General features: G+C 55.4%; 6 protein-coding genes. All 6 read left to right on the top strand.

Features of this window, described 5'->3' with window-relative positions; genetic code table 11:
• Positions 1-4: 4 nt before the first annotated feature.
• The 6 genes from ACIRQ6_RS09810 to ACIRQ6_RS09785 all read left to right on the top strand — a co-directional run bounded on the left by ACIRQ6_RS09810 (position 5) and on the right by ACIRQ6_RS09785 (position 20478).
• Positions 5-793 (top strand): ABC transporter ATP-binding protein, encoded by a 789-nt coding sequence (locus tag ACIRQ6_RS09810; protein WP_420860407.1) that lies wholly within the window; start codon positions 5-7, stop codon positions 791-793.
• A 216-nt stretch (positions 794-1009) separates the two neighbouring features.
• Positions 1010-1885: an ABC transporter permease gene (locus ACIRQ6_RS09805; protein WP_420860406.1), complete on the top strand. Its 876-nt coding sequence runs from the start codon at positions 1010-1012 to the stop codon at positions 1883-1885.
• Positions 1882-2724 carry an ABC transporter permease gene (locus ACIRQ6_RS09800; RefSeq protein ID WP_420860405.1) on the top strand — a complete coding sequence of 281 codons (843 nt, stop codon included), beginning with the start codon at positions 1882-1884 and terminating at the stop codon, positions 2722-2724. Before ACIRQ6_RS09805 ends, ACIRQ6_RS09800 begins: the two co-directional genes overlap by 4 nt.
• Positions 2725-2755: 31 nt before the next feature.
• A complete protein-coding gene (locus ACIRQ6_RS09795; RefSeq protein ID WP_420860404.1) occupies positions 2756-3751 on the top strand; it encodes an ABC transporter substrate-binding protein in 996 nt (331 codons plus the stop codon).
• Between the two features lie 322 nt (positions 3752-4073).
• Positions 4074-16928, top strand: a complete 12855-nt coding sequence (locus tag ACIRQ6_RS09790) for a DUF7507 domain-containing protein (RefSeq protein ID WP_420860403.1) — start codon at positions 4074-4076, stop codon at positions 16926-16928.
• Between the two features lies 1 nt (position 16929).
• Positions 16930-20478, top strand: a complete 3549-nt coding sequence (locus ACIRQ6_RS09785; protein WP_420860402.1) for a hypothetical protein — start codon at positions 16930-16932, stop codon at positions 20476-20478.
• Positions 20479-20567: the final 89 nt, after the last annotated feature.

Raw genomic sequence — 20567 nt, 5'->3', positions numbered from 1 at the left:
CCCTATGACGCAGACACCGCCACAGATTGTGATCCAATCGAAAGACCTCGACCTCACGTTCCAAACCAACGATGGGCCTGTGCACGCGCTCAAAGGGGTGAGCCTTGATATCCACCAAGGCGATTTTGTTAGCTTTATTGGGCCATCTGGTTGCGGCAAAACGACGTTTCTGCGCGCTATGGCCGCTTTGGAGCAACCAACGGGCGGCCAGCTAACCGTCAATGGTGTCAGCCCGGACGAAGCTCGGCAGCAGCGCGCCTATGGCTATGTTTTTCAAGCGGCAGGGCTTTACCCATGGCGCACCATTGCGGGCAACATCCGCCTGCCGCTAGAGATTATGGGGTTTTCCAAATCAGATGCTGTGGCGCGGATCGAGAAGGTGTTAAAACTGGTCGATTTAGAGGGCTTTGGCAAAAAGTTTCCCTGGCAATTGAGTGGCGGTATGCAACAACGGGCCAGCATCGCCCGCGCTTTGGCATTTGATGCGGATATCTTGCTGATGGACGAGCCTTTTGGTGCATTAGATGAAATTGTGCGCGACCACCTAAACGAGCAGCTTCTGGCCCTTTGGGCACGAACGGGCAAAACCATTGGCTTTGTCACCCATTCGATCCCAGAGGCCGTCTATCTGAGCACTAAGATCGTTGTTATGTCACCTCGCCCCGGTCGGATTACCGATGTGATCGATAGCCCGTTGCCCAAAGACCGGCCTTTAGACATACGCGACAGTCCGGAATTTATCGCTTTGGCACACCGTGTTCGCGAAGGACTGAGGGCAGGGCATGATCAGTAGCCTGCAGGAAACAGATGCGCCCGATGGCTTGGTGTCCACCGGGCGGCTTCTTCTTTCACGGTCATCGGCTCTCCAGCCTGTACCGCGTCGTAAGTTTAGCGATGTCTTGGTTTCTTTTTTCTTAAAATACTCAATGCGACAGTCAAAATCGACTGGAACATTTGAAAGTCTGGGATTTGAGTATTTGGGGAAAAAAGAAACAAGGAGCCTGCTCTGATGCGCAGCGTAGTGCCCATTTTGACGGTTTTGGCTGCGATTTTAGCGCTGTGGTACGCCGCGGCGGTTTGGATGAATTCCACCTGGACTTTGCAACAGGCCGAGAGGGCAGGGGAGGAATTGTCATTCAGCCAAGTGGCAGCGGCTTCGTTCGGGCAAGACCGTCCAAAGCTGCCCATGCCACACCAAGTTGGCCAAGAAATGTGGAAAACAACCGGGGCTATGGTGCTGAAAGGCAAAGCATTTTCTAAGCGGTCGTTGCTTTTTCATGGTTGGATCACTTTGAGTGCAACCTTGATGGGGTTTGCTATCGGGACGGGGGCAGGGATCCTATTGGCCATCGGGATCGTGCATTCGCGTACGATGGATATGTCGGTCATGCCTTGGGCGATTGTCAGCCAAACGATCCCGATTATTGCCATCGCCCCGATGATCATTGTGGTGCTCTATTCAATTGGAGTGCAGGGCACGTTTCCAAAGGCTGTCATCAGTGCATATTTGTCCTTTTTTCCGGTCGTTGTCGGAATGGTCAAAGGTCTGCGTGCACCAGATGCCATGCAGTTGGATTTGCTCAGGACTTATTCCGCAAGCCGCACTCATGTGTTTTGGAAACTGCGGCTGCCTGCGTCTTTGCCCTATCTTTTTGCCAGCCTCAAAATCGCCATGGCGGCCAGCCTGATTGGCGCCATCGTTGGTGAGTTGCCAACGGGTGCTGTGCGGGGCCTTGGCGCGCGGCTGCTGTCGGGCACATATTACGGACAGACGGTTCAAATTTGGTCTGCTCTGTTCACAGCCGCCTTACTGGCTGCGCTTCTGGTGGCGATTATCGCTCTGGTCGAGCGTGTCGTCCTCAAACGTATGGGGATGCAGTCATGAGCTTGGTCTTTGGGGCAATGGCCGTTTGGGCTGCGGGATGGATGTTGAATGTCCGATTGGCCAATGGGGTGGTGGCAGACAGGCTATCCACCCGATTGGCGGTGCCGGTGATCTTTGGTTTGTGTTTGGTGCTGATGTGGGAATTGGTGGTGCGCGGGTTAGAAGTGCCCTTGGTCATTTTGCCAGCCCCCAGTGTAATCGCGGCACGGTTTGTCAGCGAGATCCCGATCCTTTGGGCTGACTTTGTTCAAACCTTTTTGAAAGGCGCACTCAGCGGATATGTCATTGGATGCAGTGCGGGGTTTGGTGTGGCTATTTTGGTCGACCGTTGGGATTTCTTACGCCGTGGTTTGCTGCCCGTGGCCAATTTTATGGCGGCTTTGCCGATTGTTGGCACCGCGCCGATTTTGGTCATGTGGTTTGGCTTTGATTGGCAATCCAAAGCGGCGGTTGTTGTGGTCATGGTGTTCTTTCCGATGCTGGTCAACACGGTCGCAGGCCTGCGCGAGGCCACAGCCATGCAGCGCGATTTGATGCGCACCTATGCGGCCAATCCGACGCAGACCCTTTTAAAACTGCGACTGCCTGCGGCCTTGCCCTTTATCTTTAACGGGCTCAAAATCAGTACAACTCTGGCCTTGGTCGGTGCAATTGTCGCCGAATTCTTTGGTTCCCCGGTGGTTGGCATGGGCTTTCGGATATCAGTGTCCGTTGGGCAATTGGCGTTGGATATGGTTTGGGCCGAGATCGTCGTCGCGGCCATTGCAGGATCTGTTTTCTACGGGGCAATCGCCTTTATCGAGCGGCGTCTGACGTTCTGGCACCCGTCACAGCATTAACACGTAAACACATACAACAAGGAGAGAAGACATGAGAAAAACAGTATTAGGGGCCGCTGCGGCCCTTGCGCTTAGTGCCGGTCTGGCCTTTGCGGGTGGCCATGCCAATGATGTGAAGCTGCAGTTGCAATGGGTCACCCAAGCCCAATTTGCTGGCTATTATGTGGCTTTGGACAAAGGGTTTTACGAAGAAGAGGGGCTGAACGTGACCATTTTGCCCGGTGGTCCCGATATCGCTCCACCACAGGTTTTGGCCGGTGGCGGCGCTGATGTGATGCTCAACTGGATGCCCTCGGCTTTGGCTGCCCGTGAAAAGGGGCTGCCTGTTGTTAACATTGCGCAACCGTTCAAATCCTCGGGGCTGATGCTGACCTGCTGGAAAGACAGCGGGATCACGTCGCCAGCGGATTTCAAAGGCAAAACCATTGGGGTTTGGTTCTTTGGCAACGAGTACCCGTTCCTGTCGTGGATGTCGCAAGAGGGCATTTCGACAGATGGCGGGCCGGACGGTGTGACCGTGCTCAAGCAGGGCTTTAACGTGGATCCACTTTTGCAAAAGCAGGCCGATTGCATTTCGACCATGACCTATAATGAATATGGTCAGGTTTTGGATGCTGGCGTGAATCCGGACGACCTTGTGACGTTCAAATATGAGGACCAAGGTGTTGCAACCCTAGAAGACGGGATCTACGCGCTGGAAGAAAACCTGGCTGACCCTGTTTTTAAAGATAAGATGGTCCGGTTCGTGCGCGCCTCCATGAAGGGGTGGAAATACGCCGAGGCCAATGCCGATGAAGCCGCAGGGATTGTGTTGGACAATGATGAAAGCGGTGCACAGACTGAAGCTCATCAAATGCGGATGATGGCTGAGATTGCCAAGCTGACGGCGGGCAGTAACGGCGCCTTGGATCCAGCTGATTTCGAACGGACAGTAGCCACGTTGCTGGCCGGTGGATCGGATCCAGTGATTACGGCCGAGCCTGTTGGCGCATGGACATCCGAGATCACGGATGCCGCACTAAACTAAGCTAAGACGCAAAGATCCCTTCCTTTGGGAGGGGTCTTTGCGCGCGTCATGGGCAGCCGCTTAATCTGTGATCAATTTTGCAACGAAAAGGTGTCTGGAAACCTCACTTACGCAAAGTGATCCATACAAACCCTTTTTCCCCTTACGAAATATATGTTTTTTCTTGCACCAAGCCTTAACGAAGGCTTAATTTGGGCTCCAAGACCCGTCGGCATACAACCCATAGTGGTTGTGGGGGCGCCGCGGAGACCAAGATAAGTTGATTGAGCAAGAAAATGAGCCCTCCGCAACAGGTGGGACGCTTTAAAGAGGGATGTGGCCAATGACCTTTGTGTATGAAGGGTTAAAGTCTTTGCGGGCTGTACTTGTGTTTCTTGTCACGCTGATGCTGTGGCCGCTGGCTGCGCTGGCGACAACCTATACCACGACCGTGCCCGGTACCTCTATCACATTGCCGGGCGAATATCCCGAAGCAGGTGGCGTCGCGTTTGTCTTTATCGGCGACAACGGTAACATCTACTACCAGTTTTCCAGCCCTGACGGCGCGTTTCGTGGGTTCCAAAACTCAGGCAATCCTGCGGCGTTTCGCGGCAACCCGTTTACAATCAACGATCCGATCTCGCTCAACTGCGGATTTTCATCCTGTCGTGACTATTTCGGGGGTGGCATTGCGACAATGCACGTGCGGTTTTCGGCCTATGATGGCGACACGCAACCGGGCGGGTTTGACGAAGGCGATATCGATCTTCTGATCAACGGCTTTAGCGTTGGCAACTGGTCCACCGTGCAGACCGAGATCACAAACAACGAAGGCACCACCAGCTTTGGCTTTACCCAAGGTTTTGGCAACAATACCTTCAACACGGGCTGGTTTGAAAGCACAAACCAAACCTTGCTTGAGGATATCCTAGACAACAACGGCACAACCCAGCAAATCCGCGATGATGATCCCAACGACAACTATTGGGATTTCCGTCGTGGGCCTTCTCTGACGAACCAAGACATTGTGACCGTTGCGCCGGGCTACACGTTGGAAAAGACAGCCAACAAGACGGATTTCTTGGTTGTCGATGAAGAAATTGAATATGAATACATTGTCACCAACATCGGGTCGGTGCCAATTCGCAGTCTGTCCGTTGCAGACGACAAAATTTCTAGCGTCACCTGCGACACCACGACAATTTTGGATGTGAACCCGAACGAGACACCGAATTTCGCGACCTGTACCGGTATTTACACTGTTACCCAAGAGGACGTAGATGCAGGCGGCGTGACGAACATTGCGCAGGCGACCGGTACGCCGGATTTTGGCGTTTTGGGCAACCTGACAGACACTGTGACGGTAAATGGTCCTGCTTCAAATCCTATTGTACGCATCGAAAAGTCCACAACTCTAACCCAGTTTGGCCCCAAAGGCAGCGCGGTTCCCTATAGTTTTGAAGTCTTCAATGACGGTAATGTCACCCTGACCAATTTCAACGTCACCGACAGCCTGCTTCCGGGGCTGTCCTGCGTGATCCCTGATCTGGCCCCGGATGAAAGTGCCACTTGTACGGGCAGCTATTCGGTCAAACAAAGCGATCTGGATAATTTCGCGACCTCGGGTACAGAGTTGCGCAATGATGTTGAGGTAACAGCAGATGATCCATTTGGCACCGAAGTTGACGACACAGACTTTGTATCGATCCCTGGGCAGACGCCTGATGTAGATCTGTCGGTCGAAAAAACGGCGACGACTGCGACCTATGATGACGACTCAGATGTCATTCAATACGAAATTTTGGTGACAAATACCGGCACCGTGACCTTTCCCGGCCCACCAGTGATCACCGATGTTTTGACAGGGGGGGCGACCTGTCCGTCTGGTCCTGTTGCACCGGGTGCCTCAATCACCTGTTTGGCCAACTATCCCGTGGATCAAGACGACATTGATGCGGGCCAGATCGACAACAACGCCTCCGCCTCGATCACAATTGGGACGTTTACAGCCCAGGATGATGACGACGCGACAGTGACCGCAGATCGCACAACTGGTCTGACATTGGACAAACGTCTGACCTCGGCCAGCCCGACGAATTTCAGCGATACCGGCGTGGATCTGTTTTACGAGTTCGAACTGACCAACACAGGCAATGTCACGCTTGAGACACCTGTTGTGATGGATGATCTGGTGGCGGTCACCTGTGTGGACCCAGAAATCGCTCCGATGAGTTCGATCGTTTGTACCTCCGTGGCCCACACCACGGATCAGGATGATCTGAACGAAGGCGAAGTGGTCAATGAAGCCAGTGCCAAAGCCAATGCAAAGGGCACCGGTGATGAAGTTGTTAGCAACGATGACACGGTAACTGTGAGTGCGGTTCTGGATCCAGAAATGACCATGACCAAAACCGCCCCTATGGTGTCAGCGGCTGATTTTGAAGTGGGCGACACGATCACCTACACATACGAGATCACAAACTCCGGCAACATTGACATCACTACGGGCACCTTGGGCGCTGACAAAGTCACCATCACTGACGACAAAATCGGAACCTTTGATTGTTTTGTTACACCGTTTTTACGCGGTGCTGTGCAAAGCTGTACAGCCGATTACACCGTTAAACCCGATGATGTTTTGGCTGGAACCGTGGTCAACAAGGCGACCGCAACCGCAGGCACTTTGGACAGTAATGAAGCCACGGAAACTGTGTCACCTGATCTGACACCTGCTGTGACCCTTAGCAAAACTGCCGATGTTGCCACTGTGGATGCGACAACCGACACGATCACTTACACGTTCAATGTGTTCAACTCCGGCGATACCGAGATTATCTTACCCGACCAGCCGATCACGATTAACGATATCAAATTGACAGCTGTGGATTGTTCGGCCCAGCCCGTCTTGCCCGATACCTTTGCGCCGGGTGAGGATTTTGATTGTACGGCCACGTATAATCCGACCCAAGCCGAATTGGATGCAGGCGAGGTCAAGAACACCGCGACAGCCTCATTCGATTTTACCAATAATGGTGCCACAGTGACGATCACGTCAGATCCGTCCGAGGCCACTGTCGGCGTGGTAGAAGACCCTGATTTTACTTTCACCAAGGTCGGCGCTCCGACGCAATTCACAGGTCCCAATCAGGACATCACCTATACATTCACCATCACAAACATTGGCAATGTCACCCTGACATCTGTGGTTGTGACTGATCCACTAATCCCGGCGCTGGTCTGTTCTGTCACTGATCTGTCGCCTGTGGCCCCGAACAATGTGGCCACGTGTACAGGCACCTACACCACTGACCAAGACGATGTGGACGACGAAGAAGTCGTCAACACTGCACGTGCCGTAGGCCAGACTGGTACGGGCGGATCTTTGGAACGTACGGCCATGGACACAGTTGAGATTGATCCCACTGTGCCCAACCAAGAAATCTCTGTTCTGAAAGTTGCGGACAAAACGGATTTCACGACTGTCGGCGAAAAAATCACCTACACGTTTGAAGTCGCAAACATCGGCACTCAAACAGTCACGGATATCACTGTGACCGACAGCTTGGATGCCAGCTATTCCTGTGTGATCCCGCTGCTGCAAGTCGGCGATACAAACGACATTTGTACCTATGAATATACTGTCGATCAGGATGATATCGATGCAGGCTCTGTTCTGAACACAGTCACGGCCGCAGGGCCGGATGTGGCCACTAAAACTGATGATAACACGGTCAATGGCCCTGTACGGACCTCCAGCTATACCTTTAGCAAAACTGCGGATGGCGGCTTTACCGTCAAAGACGACGAGGTCGAGTTTACGCTGGCCGTGACAAACACGGGCAACACGCGTCTGCTGAACGTTCAGATCACCGATGCGCTGTTGACCCCTGCCAGCTGTACCATCGCCTCGATTGAGCCGGGCGCTACAGACGACAGCTGTGTGGGCACTTACACGATTTTGCAAGCCGACGTGGATGCGGGCACCTTTACCAACACGGCTAGCGTCACTGTTGATACACCCACAGGCGTCACTGATCCTGCAGACCAAACTGCTACGGAAGTGGTCTCGGGTCCTGCGGAAAATGCCTCGCTGGCCATTGAAAAACTGTCCACGGACGCGGCGTTTGGCGCGCTGCCCGACAGCGAGGATTACACCTTTAGTGTGACCAACGACGGCAATGTCACCATGTCAGGGATCACGTTAAACGATCCCGATCTGGGCTTTAGCTGCCCGTTGCCAGAACTAGAGCCGGGCGACAGCACATCCCTGTGTGCCGATGGCATAACGCAACTGGCCGCGACCAAAGTCTTTGATCAAGGCGACATCGACGCAGGCAACTATACCAACACAGCCACAGTTACAGGCCAATCCAAGGTCAAAGGCACATCTGTACAGGAAAGCGACACGGTGACTGTATTGGGCCCAACCCAAGCGCCATCCTTCACATTGGACAAAAACCAAAAGGCGCCGCAGAGCAACTTTGACACTTTGAACGAAGTGCTGACCTACACCTTTGCGATTACCAACAACGGCAACGTTACGATCACAGCCGCGCCCACTTTGGTGGATGACAAGATCGGCACTGTGACCTGTCCGGCCTTGCCGGCAGGGGGCCTTGCCCCGACGCAGACATTGACCTGCGAGGCAACGTACCAAGTCAAACAAGACAATCTCGACGATGGCTTTGTTACCAATGAAGCGACTGCGACGATCAGTCAGCCGATTGTAGCGGTTAATCCCGGTGATCCAACGGTTGCCACGATTTCCGACACCGATACTGAAACGGTCAATGCCGATCAGGATATGGAACTTACCCTGTTGAAACGCCTCAAAGCAGGCTCGGCCGCCAGTTTCGAAGAAGTGGGCGACGAGGTCACGTTTGAGTATGTGATCACCAACACGGGCAACGTGACCACGACCGATGACATCACGCTGGTGGATGACCAAATCCCCGGCACGCTGACCTGCGCGTCGGGTCCAATTGCGCCTATGGGCCAAGTGATCTGTGAACTGCTATGGGTGGCGGAACAATCTGATCTGAACAGTGCCACAGGCTCGATCACCAATACAGCGACGGCCTCAACCGAATATCAGGGCAACACCGTCGATTCCAACGACGATACCTTTACGATTGCTGCGGTCCAGAACAACGAACTGACCATGGTCAAAACCCTGACCAGCGCTGTCCCGGATCTTTTCGCGGTCAACACAGTACTGACCTACAGCTTTCAGATCACCAACACTGGCAATACCACCATCGATGGTCCGATCACGATCAACGACAGCATCGTAGATGCCGCGGATATCACCTGTCCGACACTGCCGGGCGGGGTGATGGAACCGGATGATGTCTACACCTGTTCGGGCACCTATGACATTGGAGGCGGTGACATTTTGCTGGGCTCGACCACCAACGTGGCCAGTGCCACTGGGACGTTTGCCGGGGATCCAGTTACATCCAACAGTGACAACGCGATCTATCCAGTGGGTGCGTCCCCAGCGATCAGCCTTGCCAAGAACAGCGATCCTGTTGACGTGACATTCAGCACTCTGAACGATCCGATTGTCTATACCTACACGGTGACCAACACTGGTGGTACTGATCTGTCAGAAGACATCTTTGTCACCGACAACCGCTTGGTTGATGGCACTGGCACGCCTGTTCCTTTCTTGTGTCGTGCCTCGAGCGAAGGCATCTTTTCCATCGGCGCCAGCTTTGATTGCCCGGACCAGACTTACAATGTCACCCAAGATGATCTTGACGCGGGCTTTGTCACCAACGAGGCGATTGCCAACACGGTCTTTGCGCCAGGAACGGCCAATGAAACCTTCGTGGTGTCCCCCGCCGCCACCAAAACCGTCACAGCCAACGAGGATCCATCGCTGATCGTGGTCAAGGCTGTTGATCCAACGGACCCAAGCCCGGCAGAGGCTGGCGATACGCTCAATTACACGATCACCACTACCAACAATGGGAACCAAACGATTTCAGGTGTCAGCGTTGATGATCCTTTGATCCCTGCGCTGACATGTACTTTTGATGGTGCGGCAGCCCCGACCAATGTGGTTTTGTTGCCCGGGGAGGCGTTGATTTGTACTGGCAGTTATGAGGTCACCCAAGAGGACATCGATGGCCAAAGCCAAACTGATGTCACAGATCACGTCCTCAACAACGTAGCCACTGTGACCGGCACAGACCCACAAGGCGTCGAGATCGAGGAAGAGGGTGAAAACGATCACCCGTTGGATCCACCAGCGCCGCTAATTTCGCTGGCCAAAACAATCATTCCTGATCCCGGCACGGGACCTGCATTTTTGCTGGAAGGGCAGGAGATCACATTCCGTCTGACCGCCACGAACACTGGCAACATCACGCTGAACGCGCCTGTAATTACCGACGATCTGACTGTTGTACCGCAAGGCTGTACCCTGCCGGATCTGGAACCCGGTGAGGACGCGTTTTGTGATGTGGTCTACACGATCACTCAGGACGATCTAGACCGCGACAGCGGCACCAATGGCACAGGGCAGACTTTGGGTGGTGTGACAAACACAGCCACAGTGACCACTCAGCCAGAAAATCCTGACAGTAATCCGATCACTGCGACCGATGATGTCTTTGCCCAAGGTCCACCACAAGAACCTGCCTTTGCCCTGACCAAAGACGCGGATCTGGCCGAGATCACAACGGCCGGTCAGATCGTCACCTATACTTATGTGGTGGCGAACATCGGTAACATCACGTTGTTTGATCAGCCTGAAGTGACTGACGACAAAATCGGTACGTTCGATTGTGGCACAATGCCCGCTACGGGCTTAGCACCTGGTGAAAACATCAGCTGCACCGCGCCTTATCCGGTGACTCAACAGGACATCGACAATGGCGGTGTGACCAATATTGCCACAGTCGAAAGCACTGAAGTGCCGCTGCCGACGGACCCCGGTCCTGCGCGCGCCACGGAAACTGTGGACTCTAACCGCATGCCAGATCTGACCTTTGACAAGGCGATTGTGGGCACTGTTGAGGGCGTCGTGGATGAGGTGATCAACTACACTTATACCGTGACCAACTCGGGCAATGTGACCCTGACCGATGTGACGCTGGACGACCAACACACATCGGCCTCTGGCACAGTGACCTTGCCAATTGCCGGCGACACTCAGACATCGGATGCGGGCATACAAAATGACAGTATCGATGCGGCTGCCAACGGGGTCTGGGACAGTTTGGCCCCGGGCGATGTGGTACAATTCACCGCCAGCTACACCATCAATCAAGAGGATATCGATACACAAACCGCAATTGTGAACGTGGCCACAGTGGTCACTGATAGTCCTCCGGGCACAACACCCCCTGATGGAACCGACACTGAGACAGTGACACCAGAGGCGGCCGATCCGTCGTTGGTTGTGGTCAAAACCTTTGATGCCTCGGCCCTCAGCACGCCACCTGTGGCGGGCGAGACTGTGACCTTTACCATCAGGGTGACCAATGACGGCAACCAGACCCTGACAGGGATCACACTGGACGATACATTCGAACAGGTCGACGGCGATACACTGTCATTGGACAGTGGCCCAACCTTGCAGTCTGGCGATGCTGGCGTGGCAGGCGTTATGGAAGTGGGCGAAGTCTGGACCTATGAAGCCACCTATGAATTGCAGCAAGACGACATTGATGCAGGCGGCGTTAGCAACTCGGTTGAGGCCGAAGGCACCAGCCCCAATGGCACAACGGTTGATGATACATCCGACAATGGTGTGCCCGGTGACGGGGATGACAATCCTACGGTCGTAGGTGTGCCTGCCGATCCTTCAATTGAAGGCGTAAAATCGATCACCTCCAGCGTGACAGGTGTGGGTGAACTGGTAACGTTCCGGATTACTGTGCAGAACACTGGCAATGTGACCCTCACGGGTGTCAGTGTCGTTGATACGCTCACACGCGCGGATGGTACGCCTTTGATGTTAACCTCTGGCCCCAGCTTTTCGGGCGCCAATCAAAACTCGGGCGTGGGGATCTTGTTGCCCAATGAGACGGCGACATATGACGCGACCTATCGGTTGGTCCAAGAGGATATTGATGCAGGCGGCATCGAAAACACGGCCACCGTGGCAGGCACACCACCTGTTGGGGGCGAAATCACCGATGTCACCGACAGCAACAATCCCGCCGACGGAGGCGGGGAGGATGATCCAACCGTCCTAACCATTGATCCCGATCCGGCCATTGAGATGACCAAGTCGTTGGTCGTGGATGCAGGGGGGGCCAACAGCTTTGACACCCTGGGTCAGATCCTGACATTCAGCTTTGTCGTCGAAAACACCGGCACCGTGACCCTGACCGAACAAGTCACTGTCAGCGATCCATTGATCGAGGCCCAAGGCAATGTGGTGACTTGTCCGCTGCAGACTTTGGCACCGGGTGACATGCTGACCTGTGAGGGTGAATACAGCGTCACGCAAGACGATCTGGACCGAGGTGAAGTGCTGAATTCCGCCACAGCCAGCGTGCCGTATGATGGCACACCGGTGCCGACGGATGATCCCAGCGAAGTGACGGTTCCGGGCATCCAGACCAAATCCTTGGATATCGTCAAAACGCTGCTGTCGGCCACGCCAGACGTCTATGATGTGAACACGCGCTTGGACTATCAGTTTGTGGTGACCAACGATGGCAACGTCACTGTGGATGGCCCGATCACGATCAATGACAGTCTGGTGGACAGTGCAGACATCACCTGTGCCGCATTGGTCAATAACGAATTGATCCCGGACGAGACACTGACCTGTACCGCAAGCTATTCCCTGAATGCGGCCAACATCGCCTTGGGATCTACGACAAACGTGGCCAGTGCCACGGGCACGATCGATGGGGTTGATGTCACATCGCCCACTGACAGTGCAACATATCCTGTGGGCTCGTCTCCGGCTCTGACTGTTGCCAAGGATTCTGTTCCGTCTGATCTGAGCTTTGCCATGGCGGGGGATTTGATCCCTTACACCTACACGCTGACCAACTCGGGTAACGCGGGCTTTAGCGAAGATATCACCATCACGGATGATAAATTCACTGACGCGGCGGGCACGCCAGAACCCTTTGTCTGTCGACCTGCCAGCGAAGGCGTGTTCAATGTGAATGCCACCTATACCTGTACCAGCCCATCAGACTACGAAGTCACGCAAGCGGATCTTGATGCCGGTTTTGTCACCAACGAAGCGGTTGCCTCTTCGGTCTTTGCAGCTGGAACGCCGAATGAGTTTGTGGCCTCATCTGACCCTGTGACCAAAACGGTCCCAGCGGATCTGGATCCTGAATTGACCGTGGCCAAATCCGTGACGAATGCCACAGCCACGCCATTTGCTGTTGATGATGTGATCGAATATCAGGTGTTGGTCACCAATACCGGCAACCAAACGATTTCTGGTGTTATGGCGGATGATGATCTGCTGTCAGATTTCGCCTGTACCTTGGATGGGGCAACACCACCCGCCAATATCGTCTTGGCCCCCGATGATGTGTTGATCTGCACAGGCAGCTACACTGTGCTGCAATCGGACATCGACACGGGATCCATCGTCAACGAAGCTACAGCGTCAGGCACATTGCCCAATGGCCAGCCGATTGACGATGAGGACGAGATCACCACGGATCTGGAAGACGGCGATCCTGCAATGACCTTGGTCAAATCCGCAACGCCCACGCCGTTTGGCGATGTGGGCAGCGATCTGACCTATATCTTTACTGTGACGAATACAGGCAACGTGACCCTGCGCGATCTGGTGGTCAACGATACTATGGCCCCGTCTTTCCCGTGTACGATTGCGGAACTCACACCGGGCAACTCTGACACCAGCTGTAGCTTTATGGTTGAGATCACCCAAGAAGACGTGGACGAAGGCGAGATCTTTAACGAAGCCACTTTGGATGCGAATGATCCAAACGGCGATCCTTTGGATCAGGTCGAAGATGACCTGACCACTCAAGGCCCTGACAGTGATCCCAGCCTCGAAGTGACCAAAACCCGCAACGTTGTGGCCCCTGTGGTTGGTGCCGTGCTGGAATACCGTCTGGAAGTTGAAAACACGGGCAATGTCACACTGGACACAACACCGCCTGTGGACACCATGCAGCGCGCCAATGGCGAAACCACGCAATTGGATGCACCGTTTGTGCTGGTGGCTGCCTCGGATACGGATGGCGATGGCCTTTTGGATGTAGGCGAGACATGGGTCTACACGGCTGAATACACGCTCAGCCAGCGGGATCTGAACGCCGGTGGTTTGTCCAACACGGTCACAGTCGAGGGCACAGCGCCCGACGGCACTGTGGTTGATGACACATCTGACGATGGCATCGACGGCGACGAAAGCGATACCGAGGATCCAACGGTCTTTGATATCACCCAAGAGCCAGCTTTGGACGTGGTCAAAACCGTGTCCAGCTTTGAGGGCCGCACAGCGGGCGATCAGGTTGTGTTCCAAATCCTTGCCACCAATACTGGCAACGTTGATCTGACAGGTCTGTCGGTGACGGACACATTGCTGCGCGCCGATGGTACTGCAGTAACTGTGCAACCCACGGCCCAAATTGTGGATGTGCCAGCCACTCTGTCACCCAATGAGGTGGCGGAATGGAGCCTGACCTACGTCTTGGAACAGGCCGATATTGATGCCGGTGGCATTACCAACACGGCCACAGCCACTGGGCAGGACCCAGAAGGTGAGGACGTCAGCGATGTCTCCAACAACGGCGATCCAAGCGATGGCAACCAAGTGGATGACGAGACCGAATTTGAAATTGTGCCGACGCCCGGGATTGAAGTGCTCAAGACGCTGGCCTCGATTGGTGCGGTCGCGGGCGAGGATGCTGTGTTTACAATTACGGTTGAAAACACCGGTAACGTGACTTTGACTGGCGTCAGCTTGGTTGAAAATATGACCAACTTTGACGGCGACAGTGTGACCCCAGTGTTGGAATTTGACGAGGCAGATGGCACACCGCCGTCCGTTGAGGGTACGCTGCAGGTCGGTGAAACAGCGACCTACACCGCGACCTATGAGTTGACCCAAGCGGACATCGACAGTGGTGGGATCCAGAACATTGCCACGGCCACAGGGACCACACCCGGTGGTGTGAACCTGTCTGACCAGTCCGATGATGATGGGACCAACCCCTCCGATCCGACCCGTGCAGACATCACCGCAACGCCCAGCTTTGACGTGGTCAAAACAGTCACGCAGCCGCGGATTCTGTTCCCCACCATCGAGGAAGTCACCTTTACCATCACGGTTACAAATACTGGCAACGTCACGCAAAATGGCATTCAGGTCGAAGATGATCTGACAGCCTATGTCGTGCCGGGTGAATTGCTGACCGACGCCTATCCGCCCACAGTCACTGCCGTCGGATTTACCAATGGCGCGGCAAATGGTGGCTTTGATGGCGAGGCAGATATCGAGACCTTGACAGGCAACGCCACTTTGGCCCCAGATGAGAGTGCGACAATTACCGTCACGTCGACCTATTCGACCGTTACAGGGCGTCCGGCAGGTCTGAACGTGGCCTCGGTCACCTCGGATCAACTGCCAACCCCCACCACGGGCGAGGCACCACTGGACAGCAACGACGCCGATGGCGACGGTGTGCCTGATGGCTACGAAAGCGATACAGAGGACCGGGATGGCGACGGGATCCCCGACAGCCAAGACTATGACCCCACTGGCTATTTCTATTGTGAAGAAGACGGCACAATCCTGTCAGGCGGTTTGATCAGTGTGTCTGGCAATGGCTTTACCCAAACAGGGGTAGGGACATCAGGACCGATCAATGTGATTGCAGATGGATCCAACGGGTTCTTCCAATTCCACTCGACGGCACCGGGCACCTTTACGCTGGCGATCACCTATCCGCCCTCTGGCGCGCCATCGACCACGCGCCTAAGCAGCGGGACACTGGTGGCCAGCTCATTGCTGCCTGCCAACCCAGCGTCGCTTGGCTCGAATGAAGCGGGCAGCACGGGCGCATTGGCTGATTTTTCGGCGGCGACAAACACGCCGTTTTACACCAGCTTTGTGATTGCAGCAGGCGATCCGTTCATCATCAACAACAACATCCCACTGCGCAATTGTGCGGGTGCGCCGACGATCTTTGCCAGCAAAACAGCGGATCGGGCCAATGCGGTCTTTGGTGAAACAGTGAACTTTACCCTGTCTTTCCGCAATGACAGCAGCCGTACCTACACCAACGTGGATGTGGTGGATCTGTTGCCAGCGGGCTTGCTCTACACACCGGGATCCTCACGGGTCAACAACGTGGCAACAGAGCCCACGATCAATGGCCGCCGCTTGTCTTGGACGTTGGCCAGCTTTGCGCCGGGGACCACAACAACAGTCACCCTTGCGACCCGCGTGGCAGCCAACGGGAACTATGGAACTTTGCTCAACCGCGCGTTTATCGAGGGGCCAAACGGTGTGGCCTTGTCCAATGTGGCCACAGCCGAAGTAAGGATCGAACCGGAACATGTGTTCGATTGTTCGGATGTGATCGGCAAAGTCTTTGATGACCGCAACCGCAACGGCTATCAAGACGGGCCCTATACCTTGCCCACAGGGGTCACCGATCAGGGCCTCTTTGACAGCAAGCTGGGCAAGTTCACAGCCGCTCCAACCCTTGAAAACCGCGAAGAGCCCGGACTGGCTGGCGTGCGTCTGGTTACCCCGAACGGGACAATCATCACCACGGACGAATTTGGCCGCTACAACGTGCCTTGCGCTGCACTGCCGCGTAATATCGGGACTAACTTTGTGCTCAAACTGGACACGCGGACTTTGCCAAGCGGCTACCGTGTCACCACAGAAAACCCACGGGTTGAACGCCTGACCGCTGGTAAGTTTGCCAAAATGAACTTTGGTGCGGCTTTGAGCAATGTGGTGGATATCGACCTGACAGCGGCTGCTTTCCAAAACGATACCTCTGCGCCAAACCGTGCCTTGGGCGGTGCGGTGAACGGCGTGCTGCAACAGATCAAATCGAAACCCTCGACGGTGCGCTTGTCCTACATCCTACAGGCGGGCGAAGACAAAGCACTGGCTCGGGCGCGTTTGCGGGCGGTGGAAAATGTGATCCGCGGCCAATGGCGTGGCATGGGGAACTATAAGTTAATTATCGAAAAAACCGTGAAGCGGGTGCAGTGATATGAGTATGTTTTCAAAAGTGACCCGAACCACATCTATTCTCGCCACGACCTCTGTGTTGGCCCTTTGGGCAGGCGGGGCCATGGCGCAGACAAATTGTGCCTTGGTGGATGGAGTGCTGCCTGAGGGCTGCACCTATGGCCCCGATGGCAGCGTGGTTGTAATGCCAGCAGGCGAGAACACCGAACGCGACAGCGGGGCTGCAGCGGCCGCGCCCGAAGGGTTCTTGATCTCGGTTGATGGGCAACCGGTGACCGGCGACAAACGTGTCGAAGACATTGCGCGCCAAGCGGACATCGATCTGGCCGCCGCAGATGTGCGCGTCCAGTTTGACGGGCTGGGGGCACGGCCTGCGCTGGACCTGAAAATCGACGGTGCTGCGCGATCCTATCAGTCTGGCGAAACTGCGACAGTGCGCAGCTATATGAACTATCCCGCCTTTGTGACCCGTGGCGAAGTGCGCGTGGTTGACGTAGCTGCACGGGGTGGGCCGCGCCTTGTGGGCACTTATCCGGTTGATCCCAATGGCACGGCCAGCTTTGTTGTCCCTCAAGGCGAACGTCTGATCCTGACCCACCGTGTTTATGATGCAAAGGGGCGGTACGATGAAACGGCCCCCATCGCACTGAGCCGTGTGGATGAGCCCAGCTTGGACGTGGATGCCGAAGAGGGTAGCACCTATCTGGCCCGTCAGCGCATCCCGGTATCAGGTGGTGCTGTGACAGTGTCCGGCAGCGGCGTGGCCCAAGGGGCCACTGTGCGCGCTCTTGGCACGCAAGTGACGCCAGATCCCTCGGGGCGCTTTGTCATCCAGCGCATTTTGCCAGCTGGGGATCGGTCCGTTGAGGTCGAACTCACAGGCGGCGGGCGCAACACCTACATCCAACGTGACATCACCATTCCGCGCAGCGAATGGTTCTATGTGGCCACGGCTGATCTGACCTTTGGTCGCCGCTTTGACGGGGGCAAGGATGCCGCTGGCGGGGACTATGACGAGACCTACAGCTACGGGCGCCTTGCAGGCTATGCCAAAGGCAAGACCCAGAATGGTTGGGAACTGACGGCCAGTGTGGACACCGGCGATGAGGATCTGGACCAGATTTTCGAGAACCTTGACAAAAAGGATCCCTATCACCTGTTGCTGCGTCTGGATGACGAACGCGCCTATCCAACCTTTGGCGACGACAGCACCATTGAGGACGGGGCACCGACCTCGGGTAAGGTCTATTTGCGCGCCGAAAAAGACGGCAGTCACCTGATGTGGGGGAATTACAAGTCCACCATCAATGGCAGCAAATTATTGCGCAACGAACGCACGCTCTATGGTTTTCAGGGGCTTTATGTTTCGCCCGAGACCACATCGCGGGGGCAGTCGAAAGTCCGGCTCGAGGCCTACGCTGCCCAGCCTGACAACCTGCCCGGACGTGATGTGTTTCGTGGCACAGGCGGATCGGTCTATTTCTTGCAAAAGCAGGATCTGTCCATAGGGTCGGAAACCCTCAGCATCGAATTGCGCGACCGCGACACAGGCCGTGTTGTGGAAACCCGTACTCTGACCTACGGGCGCGACTACGACATCAACTATATCCAAGGCCTGATCACGCTGGCGCGGCCTTTGTCCAGTTCAACTGGGTCAGGCACAGTCATTACGGATCCATCGGGCGACTATGATATCCGCCTTGTGGCACAGTATGAATTTACCCCGACAGCCACGGACGTTGACGGCTTTAGCTACGGCGCACGGGCCGAGGTGTGGGCGACAGACAACATTCGCATCGGGGCCACGGGGCTGGTCGAACAAACAGGGAGTGCGGATCAAACCGCCACGGGCGTTGATCTGCGCTACGAGTTTTCCGAACGCAGCTACATAGACCTTGAATATGCCCAGACCGAAGGGCCGGGCTTTGGGTCCAGCATCTCGTCTGATGGTGGTTTGATTGTGACCAATTCTGGCGCGGTCAGCGGTGACGGCGAGGCTTATTTGGTCAGCGGCCAGTTGGATCTGCGCGAGGCTGGGGCCGGCACTGATGGCACCTTGGCGTTTTACTATGAAAGCCGCACCGAAGGCTTTTCCACGCTGGATTACCAAACATCGGTCTCCGAGGATCTGTGGGGCGTGTCGGTCGATATTGAGGCCAGCGAACGTCTAAGCTATCGCGCCTATTTTGACAGCTTTGAAAACAAGGACGGCAAAAAAATCAGTGAAGGCGGGGTTGAGGCCACGTATCGCGCCAGCGACCGGGTCACATGGGATCTGGGGCTGGAACATTTGGACAAAACCACGCCCAATGATGCTGACAACACTGGCAGTCGCACGGACATCGCCGCCCGCGTGACTTTTACCGAAAACGCGGATCTGGCGTGGTATGTCTTTGGCCAAGCCACGTTGAGCAGCTCTGGCGGTTTAAAGGACAACAATCGTCTTGGGGCAGGGGTGAAATACCGTTTCGCCAAGAACTGGACCTTTGAAGGGGAAATCAGTGATGGGGATCTGGGCGAAGCAGGCCGTGCTTTGTTCAGCTATGCTCGCGAGGACGGCACCAGCGCCTATTTCGGCTATGAACTGATCCCAAGCCGCGAGTTTTCTGGCGTCAGCCTGTCCGGGCGGGATCGCGGGCAATTTGTGGCTGGCGGCAAGCGCCAGGTTACAGCAGACACCGAGATTTACGGCGAAAACACCTATGACATCTTTGGTACCCACCGCAGCCTGACCAGCACCTATGGCGTCAGCCATCGTCGCAGCGATTTTCTGACCTACGATGGCTCGGTCGAGTTCGGCAAGATCGATGATCCAGCAGGTGACTTTGATCGCACAGCTATATCACTGGGCATGCGCTACCAAGACGAGGCAGGCCTGTCCGCCAAAGCGCGTCTGGAACTACGTCAGGATCGCGGCACGCTGCCGTCGGGCCGTGCAGATGCGGACACCATATTGCTGACTGCGGCTGTACGTTACAAGATCGATGACGAGCGCCGTTTGGTGTTCAACCTTGATGCCGCGGATACAGACACGCGCAACAATTCCGTCCTATCGGGCGAATATGTCGAGGCCAGCCTTGGCTACGCCTATCGTCCGATCCTTGATGACAAACTGAACCTGCTGCTGAAATACACTTACCTCTACGACATGTACGGTCAGCAAATTGATGGCAATGACGAGCCGGGACCGCGTCAGGAAAGCCATGTGTTTTCCTTGGACGCCAGCTATGATCTGAACCCGCAATGGACGCTTGGCGGTAAACTGGGTGCGCGTTTGTCCCGCTCGGCCCCCAATGCCTCGGTTGATCTGGCCAAGAACGATGCTTGGCTGGGTGTGGTCAATGCCCGCTATCACGTGACCCACAAGTGGGATGTTTTGGTTGAGGGGCGCTATCTGGCTGCGGATCAGGCAGGCTTTTCAGAATATGGTCTGTTGGGCGCGGCTTATCGGCATGTGGGCAACAATGTCAAAGTCGGCGTGGGCTACAACTTTGGCAGCTTCAGCGACGACCTGACGGATCTGACCTATGATGACAAAGGCCTCTTTGTGAACTTCGTGGCCAAGTTCTAGGGTCGGTCCGGTTCGGTAGCCAATACCACCAAAGGGTTTGCGGTTTGCCCAGTCCTTAGGCGCGGATCGGCGGCAGGTCTTGCTGAGGT

It is taken from the genome of Algirhabdus cladophorae (assembly GCF_044772865.1).
Classification (GTDB): Bacteria; Pseudomonadota; Alphaproteobacteria; order Rhodobacterales; family Rhodobacteraceae; genus Algirhabdus; species Algirhabdus cladophorae.
This window is presented reverse-complemented; position numbering and strand designations above follow the sequence as displayed.